14 protein-coding genes and 2 pseudogenes are annotated in these 24,347 nt (G+C 64.3%); 10 read left to right on the top strand and 6 right to left on the bottom strand.

The window, feature by feature from the left end:
• Positions 1–111 precede the first annotated feature (111 nt).
• Positions 112–497: pseudogene (locus ACD590_RS13170) on the top strand (ectoine synthase).
• A 228-nt stretch (positions 498–725) separates the two neighbouring features.
• Here ACD590_RS13170 and ACD590_RS13165 read toward each other — a convergent pair.
• Entirely contained in the window at positions 726–1,205 is a 480-nt protein-coding gene (locus tag ACD590_RS13165) for a DUF4168 domain-containing protein (RefSeq protein ID WP_439002727.1), read from the bottom strand.
• Between the two features lie 459 nt (positions 1,206–1,664).
• Between ACD590_RS13165 and ACD590_RS13160 the strand changes: the two genes are divergently transcribed.
• The 3 genes from ACD590_RS13160 (at position 1,665) to ACD590_RS13150 (ending at position 3,587) form a co-directional block, all read left to right on the top strand.
• Complete coding sequence (locus tag ACD590_RS13160) at positions 1,665–2,357, top strand: type 1 glutamine amidotransferase domain-containing protein (protein ID WP_130729187.1); 693 nt, start codon at positions 1,665–1,667, stop codon at positions 2,355–2,357.
• A gap of 258 nt (positions 2,358–2,615) precedes the next feature.
• Positions 2,616–3,029 carry a GFA family protein gene (locus tag ACD590_RS13155; protein ID WP_047623313.1) on the top strand — a complete coding sequence of 138 codons (414 nt, stop codon included), beginning with the start codon at positions 2,616–2,618 and terminating at the stop codon, positions 3,027–3,029.
• Between the two features lie 114 nt (positions 3,030–3,143).
• Complete coding sequence (locus ACD590_RS13150; RefSeq protein WP_439002726.1) at positions 3,144–3,587, top strand: SRPBCC family protein; 444 nt, start codon at positions 3,144–3,146, stop codon at positions 3,585–3,587.
• A gap of 50 nt (positions 3,588–3,637) precedes the next feature.
• Here the strand turns inward: ACD590_RS13150 and ACD590_RS13145 are convergent, their stop codons facing one another.
• Together ACD590_RS13145 and ACD590_RS13140 are read right to left on the bottom strand one after the other, a co-directional pair.
• On the bottom strand, positions 3,638–4,561 hold the full coding sequence (locus ACD590_RS13145; RefSeq protein ID WP_210067658.1) for a hypothetical protein: 924 nt from the start codon (positions 4,559–4,561) through the stop codon (positions 3,638–3,640).
• A 175-nt stretch (positions 4,562–4,736) separates the two neighbouring features.
• A complete protein-coding gene (locus tag ACD590_RS13140) occupies positions 4,737–4,910 on the bottom strand; it encodes a hypothetical protein (RefSeq protein ID WP_018446286.1) in 174 nt (57 codons plus the stop codon).
• Between the two features lie 618 nt (positions 4,911–5,528).
• Here ACD590_RS13140 and ACD590_RS13135 point away from each other — a divergent pair.
• On the top strand, positions 5,529–18,806 hold the full coding sequence (locus ACD590_RS13135) for a VCBS domain-containing protein (protein ID WP_439020865.1): 13,278 nt from the start codon (positions 5,529–5,531) through the stop codon (positions 18,804–18,806).
• 184 nt (positions 18,807–18,990) lie between these two features.
• On the opposite strand, the gene ACD590_RS13130 is transcribed toward ACD590_RS13135, so the two are convergent.
• Positions 18,991–19,161, bottom strand: coding sequence for a hypothetical protein (locus tag ACD590_RS13130; RefSeq protein ID WP_018242662.1), 171 nt, complete (start codon positions 19,159–19,161; stop codon positions 18,991–18,993).
• 191 nt (positions 19,162–19,352) lie between these two features.
• On the opposite strand from ACD590_RS13130, the gene ACD590_RS13125 reads away from it, so the two are divergent.
• Positions 19,353–19,553, top strand: a complete 201-nt coding sequence (locus ACD590_RS13125) for a hypothetical protein (RefSeq protein ID WP_018242661.1) — start codon at positions 19,353–19,355, stop codon at positions 19,551–19,553.
• Position 19,554: 1 nt separating this feature from the next.
• Positions 19,555–19,764, top strand: a complete 210-nt coding sequence (locus tag ACD590_RS13120) for a hypothetical protein (protein WP_130729184.1) — start codon at positions 19,555–19,557, stop codon at positions 19,762–19,764.
• Between the two features lie 99 nt (positions 19,765–19,863).
• Here the strand turns inward: ACD590_RS13120 and ACD590_RS13115 are convergent, their stop codons facing one another.
• Entirely contained in the window at positions 19,864–20,754 is an 891-nt protein-coding gene (locus tag ACD590_RS13115) for an SDR family oxidoreductase (protein ID WP_439002724.1), read from the bottom strand.
• 91 nt (positions 20,755–20,845) lie between these two features.
• On the opposite strand from ACD590_RS13115, the gene ACD590_RS13110 reads away from it, so the two are divergent.
• Both ACD590_RS13110 and ACD590_RS13105 read left to right on the top strand, forming a co-directional pair.
• Complete coding sequence (locus ACD590_RS13110) at positions 20,846–21,670, top strand: helix-turn-helix transcriptional regulator (protein ID WP_018242658.1); 825 nt, start codon at positions 20,846–20,848, stop codon at positions 21,668–21,670.
• A 286-nt stretch (positions 21,671–21,956) separates the two neighbouring features.
• Positions 21,957–23,498, top strand: a complete 1,542-nt coding sequence (locus ACD590_RS13105) for an Ig-like domain-containing protein (protein WP_439002723.1) — start codon at positions 21,957–21,959, stop codon at positions 23,496–23,498.
• 59 nt (positions 23,499–23,557) lie between these two features.
• Here the strand turns inward: ACD590_RS13105 and ACD590_RS13100 are convergent.
• Positions 23,558–23,767 (bottom strand): annotated as a pseudogene (locus ACD590_RS13100) (cell division protein FtsZ); the annotation flags it as partial.
• A gap of 204 nt (positions 23,768–23,971) precedes the next feature.
• On the opposite strand from ACD590_RS13100, the gene ACD590_RS13095 reads away from it, so the two are divergent.
• On the top strand, positions 23,972–24,250 hold the full coding sequence (locus ACD590_RS13095; RefSeq protein WP_018074348.1) for a hypothetical protein: 279 nt from the start codon (positions 23,972–23,974) through the stop codon (positions 24,248–24,250).
• Positions 24,251–24,347: the final 97 nt, after the last annotated feature.

Genomic DNA, 24,347 nt, shown 5'->3' with positions numbered 1-24,347 from the left:
ATGACGCAAGAATCATCATTTGAAAATGCCAGCCATTTCAATAGCTAATTGTCGTGAGCGATAAAAAAGAATCATCGCTGCATCTTCAATAATTTATCAGGAGAATCGGCGATGTTCGTCAGAAATCTGAAGGAGGTGGAGCTCACCGAGCGTTTCGTCGACTGGGGCAACGGCACGAGCCACCGCTTGCTGACCAAAGACGACGGCATGGGCTTTACGGTGTGCCATACCGTCGTTCGCGCCAATAGCGAACCCTGCTTCAGTACCGCAATCATCTGGAGGCCTGCTATTGCATCAAGGGCGAGGGCGAAGTGGAGGATATGGACGGCAACGTCTTTCCGATCCGCGCCGGTGATATCTATGTGCTGGACAAGCATGACCGCCATTATCTGCGCGGCGGCAAGGATCAGGATCTCATTCTGGTCAGCATCTTCAACCCGCCGCTGACGGGCACCGAACGGCACGACCTGAACAACAAGAGCGGCTCGCAATACTGAACGAAAGCATGATGCCGAAAAGTGTGAGCGGTTTTCGGACGAAATCATGCTCTCACTACATGATGTAGAACAGGATTCAGATTTTAGGCCGACCCGGCCTAATATCATCCTGTTCTAGCCGATCATTTCGTCGACTCTTAGGTGGAAAGCAGAGCCCGTCAAATGGCGGGCACTGCTTCCGGCGTGAACGGCAAGACGTCCGTGGCGACTTACAGCGCCGCGCGCAGCCTATTGCTGCTGCTGCTGCTGTTGGCCCGGCGGTGGCGTGCCGATTTTTTCCAGAACTTTCTTGGCCAGAGCCGGGTCGCTCTGCGCGGCCGTCAGGATCGACGAGTATTCCTCGACGGAGATGTCGGGAGAAGCCTTGACGGTGTCGACCATCTGCTTCTTGGCCTCCTCCTGCAATTGTTGCTTGGCAGTCTCGTCCTTCGTCGCGCCGATCTTGGCCGAATATTCCTGCCTCACCTTGTCGACCTGCAGATAGGCAACGGCGAAGGCCTCGATTTTCTGATCGCTGACGGCTGCTGTCGCACCGGTGCCGCCCTGCTGTCCCTGCATCGGCGTCTGGCCTTGAGCCGGCGGCTGCGCCTGTGCCGGCTGCTGTTGCGCCTGGGCCATGTCGACAGCGGATGCCGGGCTGAAAGCAAGCAGACTGAAGACCACAGTGCTCAATGTTGCGACAGATGTGTAACGATTGATCATATTCATTCCTCTTCAAGTGCATGATTTGATCGGCAGCAAGACCGCCTCGGTCGATCGCTCAGCCGCTCAAAGGCCGGCGAGGTCGCGACGATGGAACCTTTAAGAGGGCACGGTGCGGCGGTAACGGGGCGATTTGCTGACGATTGAGCGGCGGCTTTGTGACCGCCGGCATGTCGACTGGTGCGGGAAATTCCAGCGCGAGCCGGTCAGCCCGGGGTCTCACGCTGCTCTTTCCAGCGCGGGTCTTGGTCGGCTCAGCCCAGACAAACGGATGTCACGCGCGACCTCCGTTTGCCTGGTTATGCTTCGGCTAAAGCAATTCTAGCAAACGCTGCGCGGGAGAGCTTGTTTCGCAGCGCAGCCGCTCTATGTCCTCTCCCGTTTCAGCATGAGATGCAGGCAGTATTTACCGTAAAACCGGGCGCCGACGGTGTTGTCCGGCGGCTGGCTTGAAGGAGCTGAGCAATGAAAATTCTCATGGTTCTCACATCGCATGATCAGTTGGGAAACACCGGCAAGAAGACGGGATTCTGGCTCGAGGAGCTTGCTGCTCCTTATTTCGTTTTCCGCGACGCCGGGGTCGACATCACACTCGCTTCGCCGAAGGGCGGCCAGCCTCCGCTCGATCCGAAGAGCAATGAGCCGGCGTTCCAGACGGAAGACACGAGACGGTTTGAACGAGACGCGGCGGCAATGGCTGCGCTCGCAAACACCATCAAGCTTTCTGAAATCGACCAGGCGGACTATGACAGCGTGTTCTTCCCCGGCGGGCACGGTCCGCTTTGGGATCTGACGAACGATCGCAATGCGCTGTCGCTTATCGAGGACATGCTTTCGGCGGGAAAGCCTGTGGCGCTCGTCTGCCATGCACCCGGTATCCTGACGAATGTGAAGGCGCCGGATGGAAAGCCAATCGCCAAGGGCCGGGCCGTCACGGGGTTCACCGATTCAGAAGAAGAGGCCATGCACCTGGTCGAGGTCGTTCCCTACCTGCTCGAGGACGTCCTGAAAGAGCAGGGCGCAAAGTTTTCGAAGACGGCGGATTGGGGCGTGCATGTCGTCCAGGACGGCCTGCTGATCACGGGCCAAAACCCGGCTTCGTCAAAACAGGGCGCCCGGACGCTGCTTGATGCCTTGGGAAAAAAGGCCGCGGCTTAAGCACTTCAGCCCCTGGGCATGATTGCCGCCCGGGGGCGAGATCTCCTCATTCGGCTTGTGCCGACGCCGGCCGCAGGTGGGTTTCGACGACCTCTGCGACACCAGCGCATCGGCCCGAAAATCGGAATTGATTGTCGGGCCGATGCGCGGATTGAAAGAGTTAGAGCGTCCTTTGTGCGTCAGAAAGGACGCGCGGCGCGCTGAGGCGGTGGAGTGCCAATCGCACGACGTTCGAACACGGGATGGGAGGCATCTGACATGACCAGGAAATATACCGGGCAATGCGCCTGCGGCGCAGTAAGATTTGCCTTCGACACGGACCCGAACTTTGTCGCCAATTGCCATTGCCTAGACTGCAAGAGGGCAACGGGCGGCGAAGCCGCCACGTTCTTCGCGGTGCCGCAGGAAGATTTCACCGTGATCAGCGGTAGCCCGAAGGCGTTTCATTACATCGCCGATTCAGGCAAGGGGCTCGACCGCAACTTTTGCCCCGATTGCGGCGCCAGATTGTTCAGCAGCAACCTCGAGAGCTTCCCCGGCCTCGTCTTCGTGACGCTTGGCAGCCTCGACCGGCCCGAGCTGATCAAGCCGGGGGTCGAAATGTTCACCCGGCGCCGGCTCGCCTGGGCAAGGCCGCTCGATCTTCCGCAGTTCGATGGCATGCCTGGTTGAGCTGCGACGCCGGATCGAATTCTTCTTGAAGAAAAATTCGATCCAGTGTCGGATCGGCCAAGCCACGCCCGTCCTAGGTTCGTCCATTCCGTAAATCCAAAAAGGATCACGACCATGCCGAGTACCATACGCCTGCACCGCGTTCTGGCGACCACCCCGGAGAAAGTCTATCGCGCATTCCTGGAGGCGGACGCGCTTGCCAAGTGGCTTCCGCCGAACGGCTTCCTCTGCACCGTGCACCATTCGGAGCCGGTTGTCGGCGGCACGTTCAGAATGTCCTTCCGCAACTTCACGACGGGCAACAGCCACGCCTTCGGCGGCGAATATCTCGAGCTCGTCCCGGGCGAACGCCTGCGCTACACCGACAGGTTCGACGATCCCAACCTGCCTGGCGAAATGGAAGTCACCGTGACGCTGAAGAAGGTTTCGGTCGGCACCGAGGTGGATATCGTGCAGGCCGGCGTGCCCGACGTCATTCCGCCCGAGGCTTGTTATCTCGGCTGGCAGGAGTCGCTGCGAAACCTTGCCAGGGTTGTCGAGGCCGACATCCAGGAATAGCGCAAGATCGCGCCGGTCGGACGACAACCGTCCGGCATCGGCGACATCAATCAATCCCCATGTTTGGCCAGGGCGTTGCGGGCGGCCGCAGCGCCCCAGTCGTCGGAAAGGTCCTGCCCCTCGATTTCGGCTTCCTTGATCGGCGTTGCCAGGATCAGCGGCGCGGAGCCGAAAGGCAGGCCGTCGATCCGGCCTGCGTCACGGCTGAGCACGATCCGGGTCATCGGGCGGTAATCCTCGGTCAGCCGGCAGAACAGGATGGCGCCGTGCTTCTCGACATCGCGGGCGACACGATAACCGTCTGCCACGAGGTCGCCGATGTTGATCAACAGGTTCGCCCAGTTTTCGATCCCGGCCGCATCCAGTGTCGCGGCGTCGAATTCCATGAAAACCTCGCACTCGACGCCGTTCTCAGGCTCGGATATGCCGGCCCAGGGGGTCGACAGCCCGTCGGTGGCAAGTGTCAGCCTTCCCGGCGCATGGATGGCGAGGATCCGGCGGTGCGGGCCGAACCATTTCGTCTGGGCGTGAATGTTGGCCGTTCCGCGCTCTGCGGCAAAATCCTCCTGGACTGTACCGCGGCTCTGCCAGAAGACGCGCCGCGTAGCGGCAGCGGTTTCGTAGATCGGGTCGTCGGGGCCGCGCGGCACGATCGTTCGGTCATAACTCGTTTCGAGCGTGATCTCTCCCCGCATGAAGGGGAACTTCGGCTTCCTCCAGCGGATTATCACCTTGTTGAAGCGGGGCATCCCTGATGCACCGAGCTTTTCAACGACATCAGAGATGATATCGAGCGGATGCCTGGAGGCCTCAGGGACATAGTTTCCCTCGGCATCGCGGTAGCCGCCCGTCCGGGAGGAATGCCCTGCCTGCATCGTGGTGGCTGTCCATTCGCCGCTGACCGCGCCCGCCGGCGCCTTGTCGAGAGCCGGTGCAAGTTCCCGGATCGCATCGTCAATCGAATAGAATGCCACGTCGCCCTCCGCCTTCGCCCAAAGATCGCATCCCCCGCGGCCGCTCGGCCGCGAGCAGAAGCTAGCGCGGAGGCGTCGCCGATCAATAGCGAGGTGGACGTCGCGAGCAGGGGAGGCGCCCAGATCCCTGGGCGCAGGAGAATTCTTCACTTAGGTGCGGTGAGGCCCGCGGCGCTTATTTGCTTCCGTTGTTCGGGCGCGCCTTGGCGCTGTCGTTGTTGGTCGACGAGGCGGTTTTTCCGTCTGGTTGCTGCCCGAAATATGTCCCGCCGAGATGGCCGCCGGCGCTGGTGTTCCTCACCTGCCGTTCGGCGCGTTTCTGGAGTTCACGAACGTTGGTCTTGCTCATTTTCGGCTCCATGTTTGAGGTGGACATTTGGTCAACCGATGGCGGACGACACGGTTCCATATTTTTGCGGAGGGCGGTGTCCTTTACGTCGGCGGCGGGCTTGGGGGAACGTTTGCTCACCCGTCGTCGGTGTCCCGCTTCGCTGCCGCTCACCCGATGGAAATATTCGCACGTCGGACATTTGGAGCTCCTTCTTTTGGCTTCGTTGTAGAAAGACGATCCGGGACAACATCCCGATGAAATGATCGGCGTGGAGCAGCCGGTGCCGACCTAAGCGAGGAAAAGCGGAAAGGCTCTAAAGTTTGGGCCTGCGCTTCGCAAGCGCCTTGCGCGCCGCCATCCCACTCCACTGCTCGTCAGGATCGAGGTCTGCGACTTCGGCGTCTCTCGCAGCGAATTCCTGGACAAATTTACCATCGCAAGAAAATCGTCTTTCATTCCACAGTATATGTGTTAACACTTTATTAGGGATGGGGAGTATTCCGGTTCTGATTTAAGAAATATGGGCATTGTTGCCGATAATATCGGCACGACCGCATGTTCAAGGCGTGTCATGCTGGTTTGCTAATCTTGAATCAATGCCGGGTTACTTGTTTTGTATTATGGGGGGTTATTTTGATGGGTACGCAAAGCACCGGCGGCGGCAGCACGACTTCTTTCTCCAATACGCCGCAGGCGAAGGATGACTCTTACATCTGGACAGAAGACCAACTGCTCAGTCTCCAGCTCTACAATGCGGCCACCAAAACCATAACCCTCGACGTCATGTCGAATGATCTTGGCGGGAATGCCAAATCCCTCTTTTCGGTCGACGACGGTGATGGCAATCCAATTACCGCCGACTACGAGCTTCTTGCGAAAGACGTCGGAGCGAATGGGGCATCTGCCTGGGAGAAGACCCTGCTCGGCAATTGGGTCAGGATCAATAATGGAAAGATCGAATACCGTCTTAGTGATGGAAGCGGCATCGCGGGCTCGGGCGCGGATATCAACACGCTGTCTGCCGGTGAAATCCTCAAAGATAGTTTCGTCTACGCGATACGGCTCGGCAATGGCACGCTGAGCGAGGCAAATGTCTCGATCTCGCTCACCGGCGCCAACGATGCGGCTTCGATCGTCGTCGATGCGACGGTCACCGACGATCGGGCGACGGTCGAGGCGGGTGCGGCCGGCAGCGGCGATCCGAATGCCTCCGGCAAGCTGACGGTCAGCGATGTCGACGACGGCGAGGCGGCGTTTGCCGCCCCGGCCTCCCTCAACGGCATCTATGGCAGCTTCACCTTCAATGCCGCCAGCGGCAGCTGGACCTATACGCTCGACAATAACCGGGCCGCGACGCAGGCGCTCAACCAGGGCGACGCCGTCAGCGACACGCTGAGCGTCAGCTCGCTCGACGGCACGGCCAGCCACAACATCGTCGTCGCCATCACCGGCGCCAACGATGCGGCTTCGATCGTCGTCGATGCGACGGTCACCGACGATCGGGCGACGGTCGAGGCGGGTGCGGCCGGCAGCGGCGATCCGAATGCCTCCGGCAAGCTGACGGTCAGCGATGTCGACGACGGCGAGGCGGCGTTTGCCGCCCCGGCCTCCCTCAACGGCATCTATGGCAGCTTCACCTTCAATGCCGCCAGCGGCAGCTGGACCTATACGCTCGACAATAACCGGGCCGCGACGCAGGCGCTCAACCAGGGCGACGCCGTCAGCGACACGCTGAGCGTCAGCTCGCTCGACGGCACGGCCAGCCACAACATCGTCGTCGCCATCACCGGCGCCAACGATGCGGCTTCGATCGTCGTCGATGCGACGGTCACCGACGATCGGGCGACGGTCGAGGCGGGTGCGGCCGGCAGCGGCGATCCGAATGCCTCCGGCAAGCTGACGGTCAGCGATGTCGACGACGGCGAGGCGGCGTTTGCCGCCCCGGCCTCCCTCAACGGCATCTATGGCAGCTTCACCTTCAATGCCGCCAGCGGCAGCTGGACCTATACGCTCGACAATAACCGGGCCGCGACGCAGGCGCTCAACCAGGGCGACGCCGTCAGCGACACGCTGAGCGTCAGCTCGCTCGACGGCACGGCCAGCCACAACATCGTCGTCGCCATCACCGGCGCCAACGATGCGGCTTCGATCGTCGTCGATGCGACGGTCACCGACGATCGGGCGACGGTCGAGGCGGGTGCGGCCGGCAGCGGCGATCCGAATGCCTCCGGCAAGCTGACGGTCAGCGATGTCGACGACGGCGAGGCGGCGTTTGCCGCCCCGGCCTCCCTCAACGGCATCTATGGCAGCTTCACCTTCAATGCCGCCAGCGGCAGCTGGACCTATACGCTCGACAATAACCGGGCCGCGACGCAGGCGCTCAACCAGGGCGACGCCGTCAGCGACACGCTGAGCGTCAGCTCGCTCGACGGCACGGCCAGCCACAACATCGTCGTCGCCATCACCGGCGCCAACGATGCGGCTTCGATCGTCGTCGATGCGACGGTCACCGACGATCGGGCGACGGTCGAGGCGGGTGCGGCCGGCAGCGGCGATCCGAATGCCTCCGGCAAGCTGACGGTCAGCGATGTCGACGACGGCGAGGCGGCGTTTGCCGCCCCGGCCTCCCTCAACGGCATCTATGGCAGCTTCACCTTCAATGCCGCCAGCGGCAGCTGGACCTATACGCTCGACAATAACCGGGCCGCGACGCAGGCGCTCAACCAGGGCGACGCCGTCAGCGACACGCTGAGCGTCAGCTCGCTCGACGGCACGGCCAGCCACAACATCGTCGTCGCCATCACCGGCGCCAACGATGCGGCTTCGATCGTCGTCGATGCGACGGTCACCGACGATCGGGCGACGGTCGAGGCGGGTGCGGCCGGCAGCGGCGATCCGAATGCCTCCGGCAAGCTGACGGTCAGCGATGTCGACGACGGCGAGGCGGCGTTTGCCGCCCCGGCCTCCCTCAACGGCATCTATGGCAGCTTCACCTTCAATGCCGCCAGCGGCAGCTGGACCTATACGCTCGACAATAACCGGGCCGCGACGCAGGCGCTCAACCAGGGCGACGCCGTCAGCGACACGCTGAGCGTCAGCTCGCTCGACGGCACGGCCAGCCACAACATCGTCGTCGCCATCACCGGCGCCAACGATGCGGCTTCGATCGTCGTCGATGCGACGGTCACCGACGATCGGGCGACGGTCGAGGCGGGTGCGGCCGGCAGCGGCGATCCGAATGCCTCCGGCAAGCTGACGGTCAGCGATGTCGACGACGGCGAGGCGGCGTTTGCCGCCCCGGCCTCCCTCAACGGCATCTATGGCAGCTTCACCTTCAATGCCGCCAGCGGCAGCTGGACCTATACGCTCGACAATAACCGGGCCGCGACGCAGGCGCTCAACCAGGGCGACGCCGTCAGCGACACGCTGAGCGTCAGCTCGCTCGACGGCACGGCCAGCCACAACATCGTCGTCGCCATCACCGGCGCCAACGATGCGGCTTCGATCGTCGTCGATGCGACGGTCACCGACGATCGGGCGACGGTCGAGGCGGGTGCGGCCGGCAGCGGCGATCCGAATGCCTCCGGCAAGCTGACGGTCAGCGATGTCGACGACGGCGAGGCGGCGTTTGCCGCCCCGGCCTCCCTCAACGGCATCTATGGCAGCTTCACCTTCAATGCCGCCAGCGGCAGCTGGACCTATACGCTCGACAATAACCGGGCCGCGACGCAGGCGCTCAACCAGGGCGACGCCGTCAGCGACACGCTGAGCGTCAGCTCGCTCGACGGCACGGCCAGCCACAACATCGTCGTCGCCATCACCGGCGCCAACGATGCGGCTTCGATCGTCGTCGATGCGACGGTCACCGACGATCGGGCGACGGTCGAGGCGGGTGCGGCCGGCAGCGGCGATCCGAATGCCTCCGGCAAGCTGACGGTCAGCGATGTCGACGACGGCGAGGCGGCGTTTGCCGCCCCGGCCTCCCTCAACGGCATCTATGGCAGCTTCACCTTCAATGCCGCCAGCGGCAGCTGGACCTATACGCTCGACAATAACCGGGCCGCGACGCAGGCGCTCAACCAGGGCGACGCCGTCAGCGACACGCTGAGCGTCAGCTCGCTCGACGGCACGGCCAGCCACAACATCGTCGTCGCCATCACCGGCGCCAACGATGCGGCTTCGATCGTCGTCGATGCGACGGTCACCGACGATCGGGCGACGGTCGAGGCGGGTGCGGCCGGCAGCGGCGATCCGAATGCCTCCGGCAAGCTGACGGTCAGCGATGTCGACGACGGCGAGGCGGCGTTTGCCGCCCCGGCCTCCCTCAACGGCATCTATGGCAGCTTCACCTTCAATGCCGCCAGCGGCAGCTGGACCTATACGCTCGACAATAACCGGGCCGCGACGCAGGCGCTCAACCAGGGCGACGCCGTCAGCGACACGCTGAGCGTCAGCTCGCTCGACGGCACGGCCAGCCACAACATCGTCGTCGCCATCACCGGCGCCAACGATGCGGCTTCGATCGTCGTCGATGCGACGGTCACCGACGATCGGGCGACGGTCGAGGCGGGTGCGGCCGGCAGCGGCGATCCGAATGCCTCCGGCAAGCTGACGGTCAGCGATGTCGACGACGGCGAGGCGGCGTTTGCCGCCCCGGCCTCCCTCAACGGCATCTATGGCAGCTTCACCTTCAATGCCGCCAGCGGCAGCTGGACCTATACGCTCGACAATAACCGGGCCGCGACGCAGGCGCTCAACCAGGGCGACGCCGTCAGCGACACGCTGAGCGTCAGCTCGCTCGACGGCACGGCCAGCCACAACATCGTCGTCGCCATCACCGGCGCCAACGATGCGGCTTCGATCGTCGTCGATGCGACGGTCACCGACGATCGGGCGACGGTCGAGGCGGGTGCGGCCGGCAGCGGCGATCCGAATGCCTCCGGCAAGCTGACGGTCAGCGATGTCGACGACGGCGAGGCGGCGTTTGCCGCCCCGGCCTCCCTCAACGGCATCTATGGCAGCTTCACCTTCAATGCCGCCAGCGGCAGCTGGACCTATACGCTCGACAATAACCGGGCCGCGACGCAGGCGCTCAACCAGGGCGACGCCGTCAGCGACACGCTGAGCGTCAGCTCGCTCGACGGCACGGCCAGCCACAACATCGTCGTCGCCATCACCGGCGCCAACGATGCGGCTTCGATCGTCGTCGATGCGACGGTCACCGACGATCGGGCGACGGTCGAGGCGGGTGCGGCCGGCAGCGGCGATCCGAATGCCTCCGGCAAGCTGACGGTCAGCGATGTCGACGACGGCGAGGCGGCGTTTGCCGCCCCGGCCTCCCTCAACGGCATCTATGGCAGCTTCACCTTCAATGCCGCCAGCGGCAGCTGGACCTATACGCTCGACAATAACCGGGCCGCGACGCAGGCGCTCAACCAGGGCGACGCCGTCAGCGACACGCTGAGCGTCAGCTCGCTCGACGGCACGGCCAGCCACAACATCGTCGTCGCCATCACCGGCGCCAACGATGCGGCTTCGATCGTCGTCGATGCGACGGTCACCGACGATCGGGCGACGGTCGAGGCGGGTGCGGCCGGCAGCGGCGATCCGAATGCCTCCGGCAAGCTGACGGTCAGCGATGTCGACGACGGCGAGGCGGCGTTTGCCGCCCCGGCCTCCCTCAACGGCATCTATGGCAGCTTCACCTTCAATGCCGCCAGCGGCAGCTGGACCTATACGCTCGACAATAACCGGGCCGCGACGCAGGCGCTCAACCAGGGCGACGCCGTCAGCGACACGCTGAGCGTCAGCTCGCTCGACGGCACGGCCAGCCACAACATCGTCGTCGCCATCACCGGCGCCAACGATGCGGCTTCGATCGTCGTCGATGCGACGGTCACCGACGATCGGGCGACGGTCGAGGCGGGTGCGGCCGGCAGCGGCGATCCGAATGCCTCCGGCAAGCTGACGGTCAGCGATGTCGACGACGGCGAGGCGGCGTTTGCCGCCCCGGCCTCCCTCAACGGCATCTATGGCAGCTTCACCTTCAATGCCGCCAGCGGCAGCTGGACCTATACGCTCGACAATAACCGGGCCGCGACGCAGGCGCTCAACCAGGGCGACGCCGTCAGCGACACGCTGAGCGTCAGCTCGCTCGACGGCACGGCCAGCCACAACATCGTCGTCGCCATCACCGGCGCCAACGATGCGGCTTCGATCGTCGTCGATGCGACGGTCACCGACGATCGGGCGACGGTCGAGGCGGGTGCGGCCGGCAGCGGCGATCCGAATGCCTCCGGCAAGCTGACGGTCAGCGATGTCGACGACGGCGAGGCGGCGTTTGCCGCCCCGGCCTCCCTCAACGGCATCTATGGCAGCTTCACCTTCAATGCCGCCAGCGGCAGCTGGACCTATACGCTCGACAATAACCGGGCCGCGACGCAGGCGCTCAACCAGGGCGACGCCGTCAGCGACACGCTGAGCGTCAGCTCGCTCGACGGCACGGCCAGCCACAACATCGTCGTCGCCATCACCGGCGCCAACGATGCGGCTTCGATCGTCGTCGATGCGACGGTCACCGACGATCGGGCGACGGTCGAGGCGGGTGCGGCCGGCAGCGGCGATCCGAATGCCTCCGGCAAGCTGACGGTCAGCGATGTCGACGACGGCGAGGCGGCGTTTGCCGCCCCGGCCTCCCTCAACGGCATCTATGGCAGCTTCACCTTCAATGCCGCCAGCGGCAGCTGGACCTATACGCTCGACAATAACCGGGCCGCGACGCAGGCGCTCAACCAGGGCGACGCCGTCAGCGACACGCTGAGCGTCAGCTCGCTCGACGGCACGGCCAGCCACAACATCGTCGTCGCCATCACCGGCGCCAACGATGCGGCTTCGATCGTCGTCGATGCGACGGTCACCGACGATCGGGCGACGGTCGAGGCGGGTGCGGCCGGCAGCGGCGATCCGAATGCCTCCGGCAAGCTGACGGTCAGCGATGTCGACGACGGCGAGGCGGCGTTTGCCGCCCCGGCCTCCCTCAACGGCATCTATGGCAGCTTCACCTTCAATGCCGCCAGCGGCAGCTGGACCTATACGCTCGACAATAACCGGGCCGCGACGCAGGCGCTCAACCAGGGCGACGCCGTCAGCGACACGCTGAGCGTCAGCTCGCTCGACGGCACGGCCAGCCACAACATCGTCGTCGCCATCACCGGCGCCAACGATGCGGCTTCGATCGTCGTCGATGCGACGGTCACCGACGATCGGGCGACGGTCGAGGCGGGTGCGGCCGGCAGCGGCGATCCGAATGCCTCCGGCAAGCTGACGGTCAGCGATGTCGACGACGGCGAGGCGGCGTTTGCCGCCCCGGCCTCCCTCAACGGCATCTATGGCAGCTTCACCTTCAATGCCGCCAGCGGCAGCTGGACCTATACGCTCGACAATAACCGGGCCGCGACGCAGGCGCTCAACCAGGGCGACGCCGTCAGCGACACGCTGAGCGTCAGCTCGCTCGACGGCACGGCCAGCCACAACATCGTCGTCGCCATCACCGGCGCCAACGATGCGGCTTCGATCGTCGTCGATGCGACGGTCACCGACGATCGGGCGACGGTCGAGGCGGGTGCGGCCGGCAGCGGCGATCCGAATGCCTCCGGCAAGCTGACGGTCAGCGATGTCGACGACGGCGAGGCGGCGTTTGCCGCCCCGGCCTCCCTCAACGGCATCTATGGCAGCTTCACCTTCAATGCCGCCAGCGGCAGCTGGACCTATACGCTCGACAATAACCGGGCCGCGACGCAGGCGCTCAACCAGGGCGACGCCGTCAGCGACACGCTGAGCGTCAGCTCGCTCGACGGCACGGCCAGCCACAACATCGTCGTCGCCATCACCGGCGCCAACGATGCGGCTTCGATCGTCGTCGATGCGACGGTCACCGACGATCGGGCGACGGTCGAGGCGGGTGCGGCCGGCAGCGGCGATCCGAATGCCTCCGGCAAGCTGACGGTCAGCGATGTCGACGACGGCGAGGCGGCGTTTGCCGCCCCGGCCTCCCTCAACGGCATCTATGGCAGCTTCACCTTCAATGCCGCCAGCGGCAGCTGGACCTATACGCTCGACAATAACCGGGCCGCGACGCAGGCGCTCAACCAGGGCGACGCCGTCAGCGACACGCTGAGCGTCAGCTCGCTCGACGGCACGGCCAGCCACAACATCGTCGTCGCCATCACCGGCGCCAACGATGCGGCTTCGATCGTCGTCGATGCGACGGTCACCGACGATCGGGCGACGGTCGAGGCGGGTGCGGCCGGCAGCGGCGATCCGAATGCCTCCGGCAAGCTGACGGTCAGCGATGTCGACGACGGCGAGGCGGCGTTTGCCGCCCCGGCCTCCCTCAACGGCATCTATGGCAGCTTCACCTTCAATGCCGCCAGCGGCAGCTGGACCTATACGCTCGACAATAACCGGGCCGCGACGCAGGCGCTCAACCAGGGCGACGCCGTCAGCGACACGCTGAGCGTCAGCTCGCTCGACGGCACGGCCAGCCACAACATCGTCGTCGCCATCACCGGCGCCAACGATGCGGCTTCGATCGTCGTCGATGCGACGGTCACCGACGATCGGGCGACGGTCGAGGCGGGTGCGGCCGGCAGCGGCGATCCGAATGCCTCCGGCAAGCTGACGGTCAGCGATGTCGACGACGGCGAGGCGGCGTTTGCCGCCCCGGCCTCCCTCAACGGCATCTATGGCAGCTTCACCTTCAATGCCGCCAGCGGCAGCTGGACCTATACGCTCGACAATAACCGGGCCGCGACGCAGGCGCTCAACCAGGGCGACGCCGTCAGCGACACGCTGAGCGTCAGCTCGCTCGACGGCACGGCCAGCCACAACATCGTCGTCGCCATCACCGGCGCCAACGATGCGGCTTCGATCGTCGTCGATGCGACGGTCACCGACGATCGGGCGACGGTCGAGGCGGGTGCGGCCGGCAGCGGCGATCCGAATGCCTCCGGCAAGCTGACGGTCAGCGATGTCGACGACGGCGAGGCGGCGTTTGCCGCCCCGGCCTCCCTCAACGGCATCTATGGCAGCTTCACCTTCAATGCCGCCAGCGGCAGCTGGACCTATACGCTCGACAATAACCGGGCCGCGACGCAGGCGCTCAACCAGGGCGACGCCGTCAGCGACACGCTGAGCGTCAGCTCGCTCGACGGCACGGCCAGCCACAACATCGTCGTCGCCATCACCGGCGCCAACGATGCGGCTTCGATCGTCGTCGATGCGACGGTCACCGACGATCGGGCGACGGTCGAGGCGGGTGCGGCCGGCAGCGGCGATCCGAATGCCTCCGGCAAGCTGACGGTCAGCGATGTCGACGACGGCGAGGCGGCGTTTGCCGCCCCGGCCTCCCTCAACGGCATCTATGGCAGCTTCACCTTCAATGCCGCCAGCGGCAGCTGGACCTATACGCTCGACAATAACCGGGCCGCGACGCAGGCGCTCAACCAGGGCGACGCCGTCAGCGACACGCTGAGCGTCAGCTCGCTCGACGGCACGGCCAGCCACAACATCGTCGTCGCCATCACCGGCGCCAACGATGCGGCTTCGATCGTCGTCGATGCGACGGTCACCGACGATCGGGCGACGGTCGAGGCGGGTGCGGCCGGCAGCGGCGATCCGAATGCCTCCGGCAAGCTGACGGTCAGCGATGTCGACGACGGCGAGGCGGCGTTTGCCGCCCCGGCCTCCCTCAACGGCATCTATGGCAGCTTCACCTTCAATGCCGCCAGCGGCAGCTGGACCTATACGCTCGACAATAACCGGGCCGCGACGCAGGCGCTCAACCAGGGCGACGCCGTCAGCGACACGCTGAGCGTCAGCTCGCTCGACGGCACGGCCAGCCACAACATCGTCGTCGCCATCACCGGCGCCAACGATGCGGCTTCGATCGTCGTCGATGCGACGGTCACCGACGATCGGGCGACGGTCGAGGCGGGTGCGGCCGGCAGCGGCGATCCGAATGCCTCCGGCAAGCTGACGGTCAGCGATGTCGACGACGGCGAGGCGGCGTTTGCCGCCCCGGCCTCCCTCAACGGCATCTATGGCAGCTTCACCTTCAATGCCGCCAGCGGCAGCTGGACCTATACGCTCGACAATAACCGGGCCGCGACGCAGGCGCTCAACCAGGGCGACGCCGTCAGCGACACGCTGAGCGTCAGCTCGCTCGACGGCACGGCCAGCCACAACATCGTCGTCGCCATCACCGGCGCCAACGATGCGGCTTCGATCGTCGTCGATGCGACGGTCACCGACGATCGGGCGACGGTCGAGGCGGGTGCGGCCGGCAGCGGCGATCCGAATGCCTCCGGCAAGCTGACGGTCAGCGATGTCGACGACGGCGAGGCGGCGTTTGCCGCCCCGGCCTCCCTCAACGGCATCTATGGCAGCTTCACCTTCAATGCCGCCAGCGGCAGCTGGACCTATACGCTCGACAATAACCGGGCCGCGACGCAGGCGCTCAACCAGGGCGACGCCGTCAGCGACACGCTGAGCGTCAGCTCGCTCGACGGCACGGCCAGCCACAACATCGTCGTCGCCATCACCGGCGCCAACGATGCGGCTTCGATCGTCGTCGATGCGACGGTCACCGACGATCGGGCGACGGTCGAGGCGGGTGCGGCCGGCAGCGGCGATCCGAATGCCTCCGGCAAGCTGACGGTCAGCGATGTCGACGACGGCGAGGCGGCGTTTGCCGCCCCGGCCTCCCTCAACGGCATCTATGGCAGCTTCACCTTCAATGCCGCCAGCGGCAGCTGGACCTATACGCTCGACAATAACCGGGCCGCGACGCAGGCGCTCAACCAGGGCGACGCCGTCAGCGACACGCTGAGCGTCAGCTCGCTCGACGGCACGGCCAGCCACAACATCGTCGTCGCCATCACCGGCGCCAACGATGCGGCTTCGATCGTCGTCGATGCGACGGTCACCGACGATCGGGCGACGGTCGAGGCGGGTGCGGCCGGCAGCGGCGATCCGAATGCCTCCGGCAAGCTGACGGTCAGCGATGTCGACGACGGCGAGGCGGCGTTTGCCGCCCCGGCCTCCCTCAACGGCATCTATGGCAGCTTCACCTTCAATGCCGCCAGCGGCAGCTGGACCTATACGCTCGACAATAACCGGGCCGCGACGCAGGCGCTCAACCAGGGCGACGCCGTCAGCGACACGCTGAGCGTCAGCTCGCTCGACGGCACGGCCAGCCACAACATCGTCGTCGCCATCACCGGCGCCAACGATGCGGCTTCGATCGTCGTCGATGCGACGGTCACCGACGATCGGGCGACGGTCGAGGCGGGTGCGGCCGGCAGCGGCGATCCGAATGCCTCCGGCAAGCTGACGGTCAGCGATGTCGACGACGGCGAGGCGGCGTTTGCCGCCCCGGCCTCCCTCAACGGCATCTATGGCAGCTTCACCTTCAATGCCGCCAGCGGCAGCTGGACCTATACGCTCGACAATAACCGGGCCGCGACGCAGGCGCTCAACCAGGGCGACGCCGTCAGCGACACGCTGAGCGTCAGCTCGCTCGACGGCACGGCCAGCCACAACATCGTCGTCGCCATCACCGGCGCCAACGATGCGGCTTCGATCGTCGTCGATGCGACGGTCACCGACGATCGGGCGACGGTCGAGGCGGGTGCGGCCGGCAGCGGCGATCCGAATGCCTCCGGCAAGCTGACGGTCAGCGATGTCGACGACGGCGAGGCGGCGTTTGCCGCCCCGGCCTCCCTCAACGGCATCTATGGCAGCTTCACCTTCAATGCCGCCAGCGGCAGCTGGACCTATACGCTCGACAATAACCGGGCCGCGACGCAGGCGCTCAACCAGGGCGACGCCGTCAGCGACACGCTGAGCGTCAGCTCGCTCGACGGCACGGCCAGCCACAACATCGTCGTCGCCATCACCGGCGCCAACGATGCGGCTTCGATCGTCGTCGATGCGACGGTCACCGACGATCGGGCGACGGTCGAGGCGGGTGCGGCCGGCAGCGGCGATCCGAATGCCTCCGGCAAGCTGACGGTCAGCGATGTCGACGACGGCGAGGCGGCGTTTGCCGCCCCGGCCTCCCTCAACGGCATCTATGGCAGCTTCACCTTCAATGCCGCCAGCGGCAGCTGGACCTATACGCTCGACAATAACCGGGCCGCGACGCAGGCGCTCAACCAGGGCGACGCCGTCAGCGACACGCTGAGCGTCAGCTCGCTCGACGGCACGGCCAGCCACAACATCGTCGTCGCCATCACCGGCGCCAACGATGCGGCTTCGATCGTCGTCGATGCGACGGTCACCGACGATCGGGCGACGGTCGAGGCGGGTGCGGCCGGCAGCGGCGATCCGAATGCCTCCGGCAAGCTGACGGTCAGCGATGTCGACGACGGCGAGGCGGCGTTTGCCGCCCCGGCCTCCCTCAACGGCATCTATGGCAGCTTCACCTTCAATGCCGCCAGCGGCAGCTGGACCTATACGCTCGACAATAACCGGGCCGCGACGCAGGCGCTCAACCAGGGCGACGCCGTCAGCGACACGCTGAGCGTCAGCTCGCTCGACGGCACGGCCAGCCACAACATCGTCGTCGCCATCACCGGCGCCAACGATGCGGCTTCGATCGTCGTCGATGCGACGGTCACCGACGATCGGGCGACGGTCGAGGCGGGTGCGGCCGGCAGCGGCGATCCGAATGCCTCCGGCAAGCTGACGGTCAGCGATGTCGACGACGGCGAGGCGGCGTTTGCCGCCCCGGCCTCCCTCAACGGCATCTATGGCAGCTTCACCTTCAATGCCGCCAGCGGCAGCTGGACCTATACGCTCGACAATAACCGGGCCGCGACGCAGGCGCTCAACCAGGGCGACGCCGTCAGCGACACGCTGAGCGTCAGCTCGCTCGACGGCACGGCCAGCCACAACATCGTCGTCGCCATCACCGGCGCAGATGATGGTCCAGCTAGGCAGCCGCCGACCGACATTAAGCTGACACCTGTCGTTCCGGCGGATAGCGTTAACTTCAATAGTTTTGAGTTCAGTGGGCTGCTGACGGCGACTGATCCCGACGCAGGTGGATTCAGCTTCAGCATTGCCTCGCAGTCGAATCCGGGCTTGTTTTCGATTACCGGCAATACGCTTCATTCGGATGCGCTATCGACGAACGGTACATTTTCAGTGACGGTAACGGCAACGCAGACCGGTGATCCTATAGGCCCGGCCTTCGAAAAGACCGAGACGTTCACGATTATCACCGGTGGCAATGGCAACTCGGTGGACAATCCGACCGGTGGAACGGGCGACGATATGCTCTACGGCGGCGGCGGTAACGATATGATGTTCGGGCTCGGAGGTGACGACACTCTTTTCGGCCAAGACGGCAACGACACCCTAAACGGTGGTGCTGGCAACAACACCCTGACCGGAGGCGTGGGAAATGATACCTTCTTTTTCCAAAAGTTTGCCACCACCACGAACCATATGACTGACTTCAACGCTGGGACGAATAGCACAACCGTGGACAGGTTCCAGTTGGACGTCGGAGGCGGCACGTTCGAGTTCGCCGTCGGCAACAACAATACAAGCGTGGACAATGTGAAGGTGGGAAACAACGGCACGATCAATGTTGCCGGAACGGAGGTTGCCGTCAAAACGGACGTGAGCGTCACGAACGCAACCGTCCAGAGCACCATCAATGGTTACAGCAACATAACCACAGGGGCATTGTTCGTGTTCCACAACACGGATCTCGGCCATGCGGCGGTCTACTACGATCAGAACCCAAGTTCAGCCGGCGGCGCGGTGCTGGTTGCTGAATTCGACAACATCACCACCCTCAGCGGGCTTACAAATTTCAACTCGGGCGACTTCTTGTTTAGCTGAGGCGGTCTGTGATCGCGACCAGCATTCACCGCAGACGCAGCCCAATGGAGACCTCGCCTGCGGCGTACGTACTCGGGCCTGACGGGGAGGTCCCGGACGTTTGTGCGCCCAGCGCGCTGGGCGCGACGGATTCATCGGATGGTGGATAGCATCAGGTCACACGCGTTGCGGCAGCCTGCCGACCTCAATTGCCGTCGTTGGGCCGTGCCTTGGCGCTGTCATTGCTGCTGTCCGAGGCGGTTTTTCCGTCCGGCTGTTGGCCGAAATAGGTGCCGCCGAGGTGGCCGCCGGCGCTGGTGTTCTTGACCTGCTGTTCGGCGCGTTTCTGAAGTTCACGGGCGTTGGTCTTGCTCATTTTCGGCTCCATATTTGAGGTCGACCTGTGGTCAATGGAGGTCGACACTGTTCCATATTTTTCTGCGCCAACCGCCGGGGCCGGCTGTTCGGTGAGAGCAAAAGATCGGCCGACTGGCTGGCATTTGTGAGACTGGGCGGGAACAGTTCAGGGTTTTGCCTGTTGTTCGAATTCAACATGGAGAAACGAACATGGGCATGACGACACCGAAAGACGGCGCCCCCGGCACGACCGACCAGTCACCCCGCTGGGAAGGGCCGAGGGGGAATAAGCCTCGCGGCTACATGAAGGCCAAGGATGATCCGGATCGCGACCGTGACGCGCATGGCGAAAACAATCGCGACCCCGAGACCAGAGATCTCGGCGATGCGCTGAAGCAGAAGGGCGATTGACATGGCCAGCCCCGAGAAAGACGCGACCGGCCAGTTCGCCAAGTCGCGGGCCGACCGGAAGAGCACCGGCGTCGCCAGCGCCAAGCCGACCGTCATCACCGGCTCCGAGGATGCGACGGTAAACAAGAACCCGCCCGGCAAGAAAAAGCCTGAGAAGGATTGGGACATTAATTACGATCCCGCCGATAGGAACGAGAGCCGGTCGCACTAGCTCGGGCTGTCGCTGGTTCTCCTCACGAGCCAAACCGGGAGGCATTTCCGTTTTCTCCAGTCACGGAAATGCTCCATTTTATATGCGGGCACGGTTACGCTACCCACCGAAATAGGCCGGATGGTCGATATCGGCGAGGAGGCCGGGCTGTTGCGGCTGCCAGCCGAGCAGTGCGCGGGTATGCTCGCTCGAGGTCGGGATGTCGAAGCCGGCGAACATGCCGAACCAGCCGAAATGCTCGGCCGCTTCTTCCCGTGAGAGCGAGACGGCGGGCACATCGAGCCGCCGGCCGATGACCTCGGCGATCTGCCTGAAGGGAACTCCCTCTTCCGCGACTGCCAGGAACGGGCCGCCGACGGCGCCGCGCTCCAGCGCCAGGCGATAGACACGGGCGGCATCGAGCCGGTGCACGGTCGGCCAGCGGTTCTGCCCTTCGCCGATATAGGCCGAGACGCCCTTGCGCCGGGCCAAATCGATCAGGATCGGCACGAAGCCGTGGTCGCCATGGCCATGCACCGAGGGCGGGAGCCGGACGGTGGAGGCGCGCACGCCGCGGGCGACAAGCGATACCGCGGTGATTTCGGAGGCGCGAGGGTAGGTCTCCGACGTCGGCATGGGCGGATCCTTCTCGGTGCCGACACGGCCGGGGGCAAAGCCGAGGCCGGCCGTGACCAGCAGCGGACGATCGGAGCCTTGGAGGGCTTCGCCGAGCGCCTCGATGGCGCGCCGGTCGGCGGCGCAGTTCTCGGCGAATTTCGAGAAATCGTGGTTGAAAGCCGTGTGGATCACGGCGTCCGCCTCAGCGGCACCGCTCTTCAGACTTCCCAGGTCGTCGAGCGTGCCGTGATGGACTTCGGCACCGGCTGCCGCCAGTTGATCCGCTCCCTTGTCGGAGCGGGTGAGGCCGAGCACCTTGTGGCCGGCGGCGATCAATTCATCGACGACGGCCGAGCCGACCCAGCCGGTGGCTCCAGTGACGAATATGCGCATGTGATATCTCCAGTTTTTGCCGGAGACACATATTGGCTCTGCCTGTATCATGGTAAAGTAGTGACATTATCATGGTATAAAGGCTAACAGGATGGGTAAATTCATCACCTCGGATAACCGGCTCGGCGCCTATCTGAAGGGTCGCCGCGTCAGGCTCGATCCCGCCGCCTTCGGCTTTGCGGGGGAGCGGCGGCGCACGCCGGGTCTGCGGCGCGAGGAGGTGGCGAGCCGCGCCAATATCAGCCCGACCTGGTACACCTGGCTGGAGCAGGGGCGCGGCGGTGCGCCGTCTGCCGACGTGCTCGACCGAATCTCGCGCGCGCTGATGCTGACCGATGTCGAGCGCGAGCATCTCTTCCTCATCGGCCTCGGCCGCCCGCCCGAGGTGCGTTACCACAGGCAAGAGGGCGTGACGCCCAGGCTGCAGGGCGTGCTCGATGCGCTGGACCCGAGCCCTGCGCTGATCCGCACTGCGATCTGGGACGTCGTCGGCTGGAACCGGGCGGCAACCGTGCTTCTGACCGATTACGGCGCGCTGCCACCTGAGGAGCGCAACGTGCTCCGCTTCATCTTCCTCGATCCGCGCGTGCGCGCCGCCCAATACGACTGGGAAAGTGTTGCCCGTTTCGTCGTCGCCGCCTTCCGCGTGGATGCGGCCCGCGCGGGTGCCGCGGCCGAGGTCGAGCCCCTCGTCGACGAACTCTGCCGCAAGAGCCCCGAATTCCTAGCGATGTGGCGCGACAACGACGTGCGCAGCCACGGCGAGGGCGCCAAGCACATCAAACACCCCATCCTCGGCCCACTCGCTTTCGAATATTCCGCCTTCCAGGTGGATGGCCGGCCGGATCTCAGCATGGTGGTGTACAACCCGGCGACGGCGGAGGATACGGCGAAGATCAAGGGGTTGGTGGGCTGAGGCGAGGGCAATTGGTCGATCGATGGTATTGCGGTCTTCATCGCCTCAGTCCCGACAAATCTGCAGTCATTCTGTGGATAGGCGCGCCCAAGATTTGAGCCGCGCGGATGGGGGATTTCAATGAATTCATATCTGCCGCGGTCTTGGGCGCCGCTTCGGGCTTGCTAGCATGACAAAGCTGTGAAAGGCTAAAATACCACTCCTGCTAGAAAATTTATTGACCGACCCGGTTTCAGCTGCTTTCCTCCCGATAGACCAAGGCGAATGGAGCTTGAAGGAGATATCCATGGCAGTGCTTGCAAAACCTGTGGCGGTCGATGATGTCAGGAGCGCTTCCGAGAATGATGTGATCTCAGGCAATCTGCTGGATAATGATCTGGTAGGGGGCTCCGGCAACATGTTTCTCAACTTCTTCGACGGCGAGAGGGTGCTTGCCAAGAAGGATGGTGCGATTACCGATATCGAGGGTGAATACGGCACGTTCCACGTCAAGGCAGACGGCTCTTACACCTATACGCTGAACGAGGCGGCCAAGGCGGGCTTCGTTGACGGAATGACGCTGACGGAGACGATCGGCTACAAAATCTCCGACGGCGCCGGCAATACCGATGTCGGCCATTTCACGCTCGACATTCACGGGGTCACGAGCCCGCCGGTCGCGGTCGACGACGCCTTCTCGTTCCGCGAAGGAAGCGAGATGGCCGGCAACGTGCTTGCCAATGATCACGCTGGAGAGGCGGGCACGCTTTTCCTGCGTTCGGTCGAGGGCACGAGCATTCCTGCCGGTCAGGGGCAAGGGCAGACAACCGACGTGGCGGGTGAATTCGGCACCTTCCATTTCGCAGGCGATGGAAGCTTCACCTACGATCTCGATCCGGCCGTAAAGGCGGGCCTCAACGACGGCGAGCATATCACGGAGAAACTCCAATATTACAAGGTCTCCGACGGCGCCGGTCACGCGGATGCCGGCGTGATCACGCTGACCGTCGACGGCGTGACGGACGGGAAGTCGTTGAACACCAATCATGTCGAGGCCCAGGCGGATGTGGTGCGCCCCTTCCAGGACCATTACGAACTCCAGGGGGTCGCGATCGATCCGCTAACCGGCAAGTATTACGTCAGTTCCGGCCATGGTTTCCCAGATGGTTCCATGGTGAGCATTTACGACAACGCAGCCGCATTCGAAGCCGACCATGCCAGCGGCGCCATCTCTCTCGGCGACTATGACAAGGGCGAATTTGACATCGGCGGAACCTATTTTTCGGTCCGCGGCGGCGAGATCATCGGAAGAACCAACGAGGCGAGAGGCGAGGAGGACCCTTTCCCCGATCAGACTTATCTCGCAAAGTGGGATGCCGCCGACGGATCGCTCGATCAGAAGGGCGACCCGATTCCCGGCCTTATCGGCAAGAACGGGGCGGGTACGTTCGACTGGGGTGGATACACGGCCGTCAATACGATGCAGGATTCGACCGGCATTTACGTCGTCGGCCGCATCGATGATGCTACCTGGCAGGTCTCCAAGATCGATCCCGACACGCTCAACCCGATCGAATCCAAGACCTTCGCGGCCGGCGGGCTCGGCTACGGCTTTGCCGTCGACGGCACGTTCTTCTTCGGCGATTCCTCCAGCAGCGAGCATATCGGCACGGCCTTCGACTTTGAAACCGGGGTCAAGACAGCGGTCGACGTCAACATCGCCATACCGGGAGACGACTTGATCACCAACGTGGTCTATGATTCAGCGGCGGATAATCTCTACATCACCAACACCGGGATCGACGAAATCTCCGTGGTGCACAATATCTCGGACGTCCTGTTCATCTAGCGCATCAGCCCGAAAATCGGAATCGATTTTCGGAAAGCACGATGCGAGGATTGAAAGTGTTAGAGCGTCCTTTGTGCGTCCGAAAGCAAGCACGGCGTTCTATTCCTTACCGCTCGAATGCCGACCCCGCCCGTTCTCTTCACGGCGGGGCCTTTAACGGCGGCGTGAGGCGCGGATGCGGGCAGCGGGCTGCCTTCCAGGCCGGTCGCTACCACTGAGACGCGGAACTTGCCGTCGAGGCTGCGGTCGAAGATCGCCCCGACGTATGCAGTCTTGTCGTTGCGGACAAGGCCGCTCTCCTGCCAGTACGAGGCGTCTCCGGCTGTCCTGGCAGCAAGAGCGGCGGGCCGTGCGGAACATGGATGGCGGCCGACGCCTTCAGCCGGCCGCGTGGACCGGTCTCGGCCGATGATTTGGAACCATGATCCCGCCGTACTGTTTAACAGGAAGGCGCGGAAGCGCCGATAACGGGGATGCCGATTGCCGGCCAACCCGGTAATGACGATCGGCCTTTCGGTTCGCCTATGGAGGAGCACGACATGCAAACGACCCGATCGAAAGAACTGGCGGACGAATACCTGCGGCTTGGCGGCAAACGGCTGGCCAAAATCGATGACAATATCGTCAAGATCCGCCACTGGGATGATGACACGCCGGAGGCCGAGGCCTTCTGGCAGAAGCACATTGAGCCGTTGGATGACAAGCGCCGCGTAGAGGTCGAAACGCACCTTCCGACGATCAACGACCGGTGATCGCGGCGATTTCGCCGGAGCGCAGGACATTGAAGCACGACAGCGCCGCGCGTCTGAAAAGACGCGGCAGGCTGTCGTGCTCGGATATGTCGCGCCG

The organism is Rhizobium sp. 862_C5_N1_2 (assembly GCF_051811205.1).
In the GTDB taxonomy this organism is placed as follows: domain Bacteria; phylum Pseudomonadota; class Alphaproteobacteria; order Rhizobiales; family Rhizobiaceae; genus Rhizobium; species Rhizobium leguminosarum.
The sequence above is the reverse complement of the archived record's forward strand: the minus strand, read 5'-3'. Positions and strand labels throughout refer to the sequence as shown.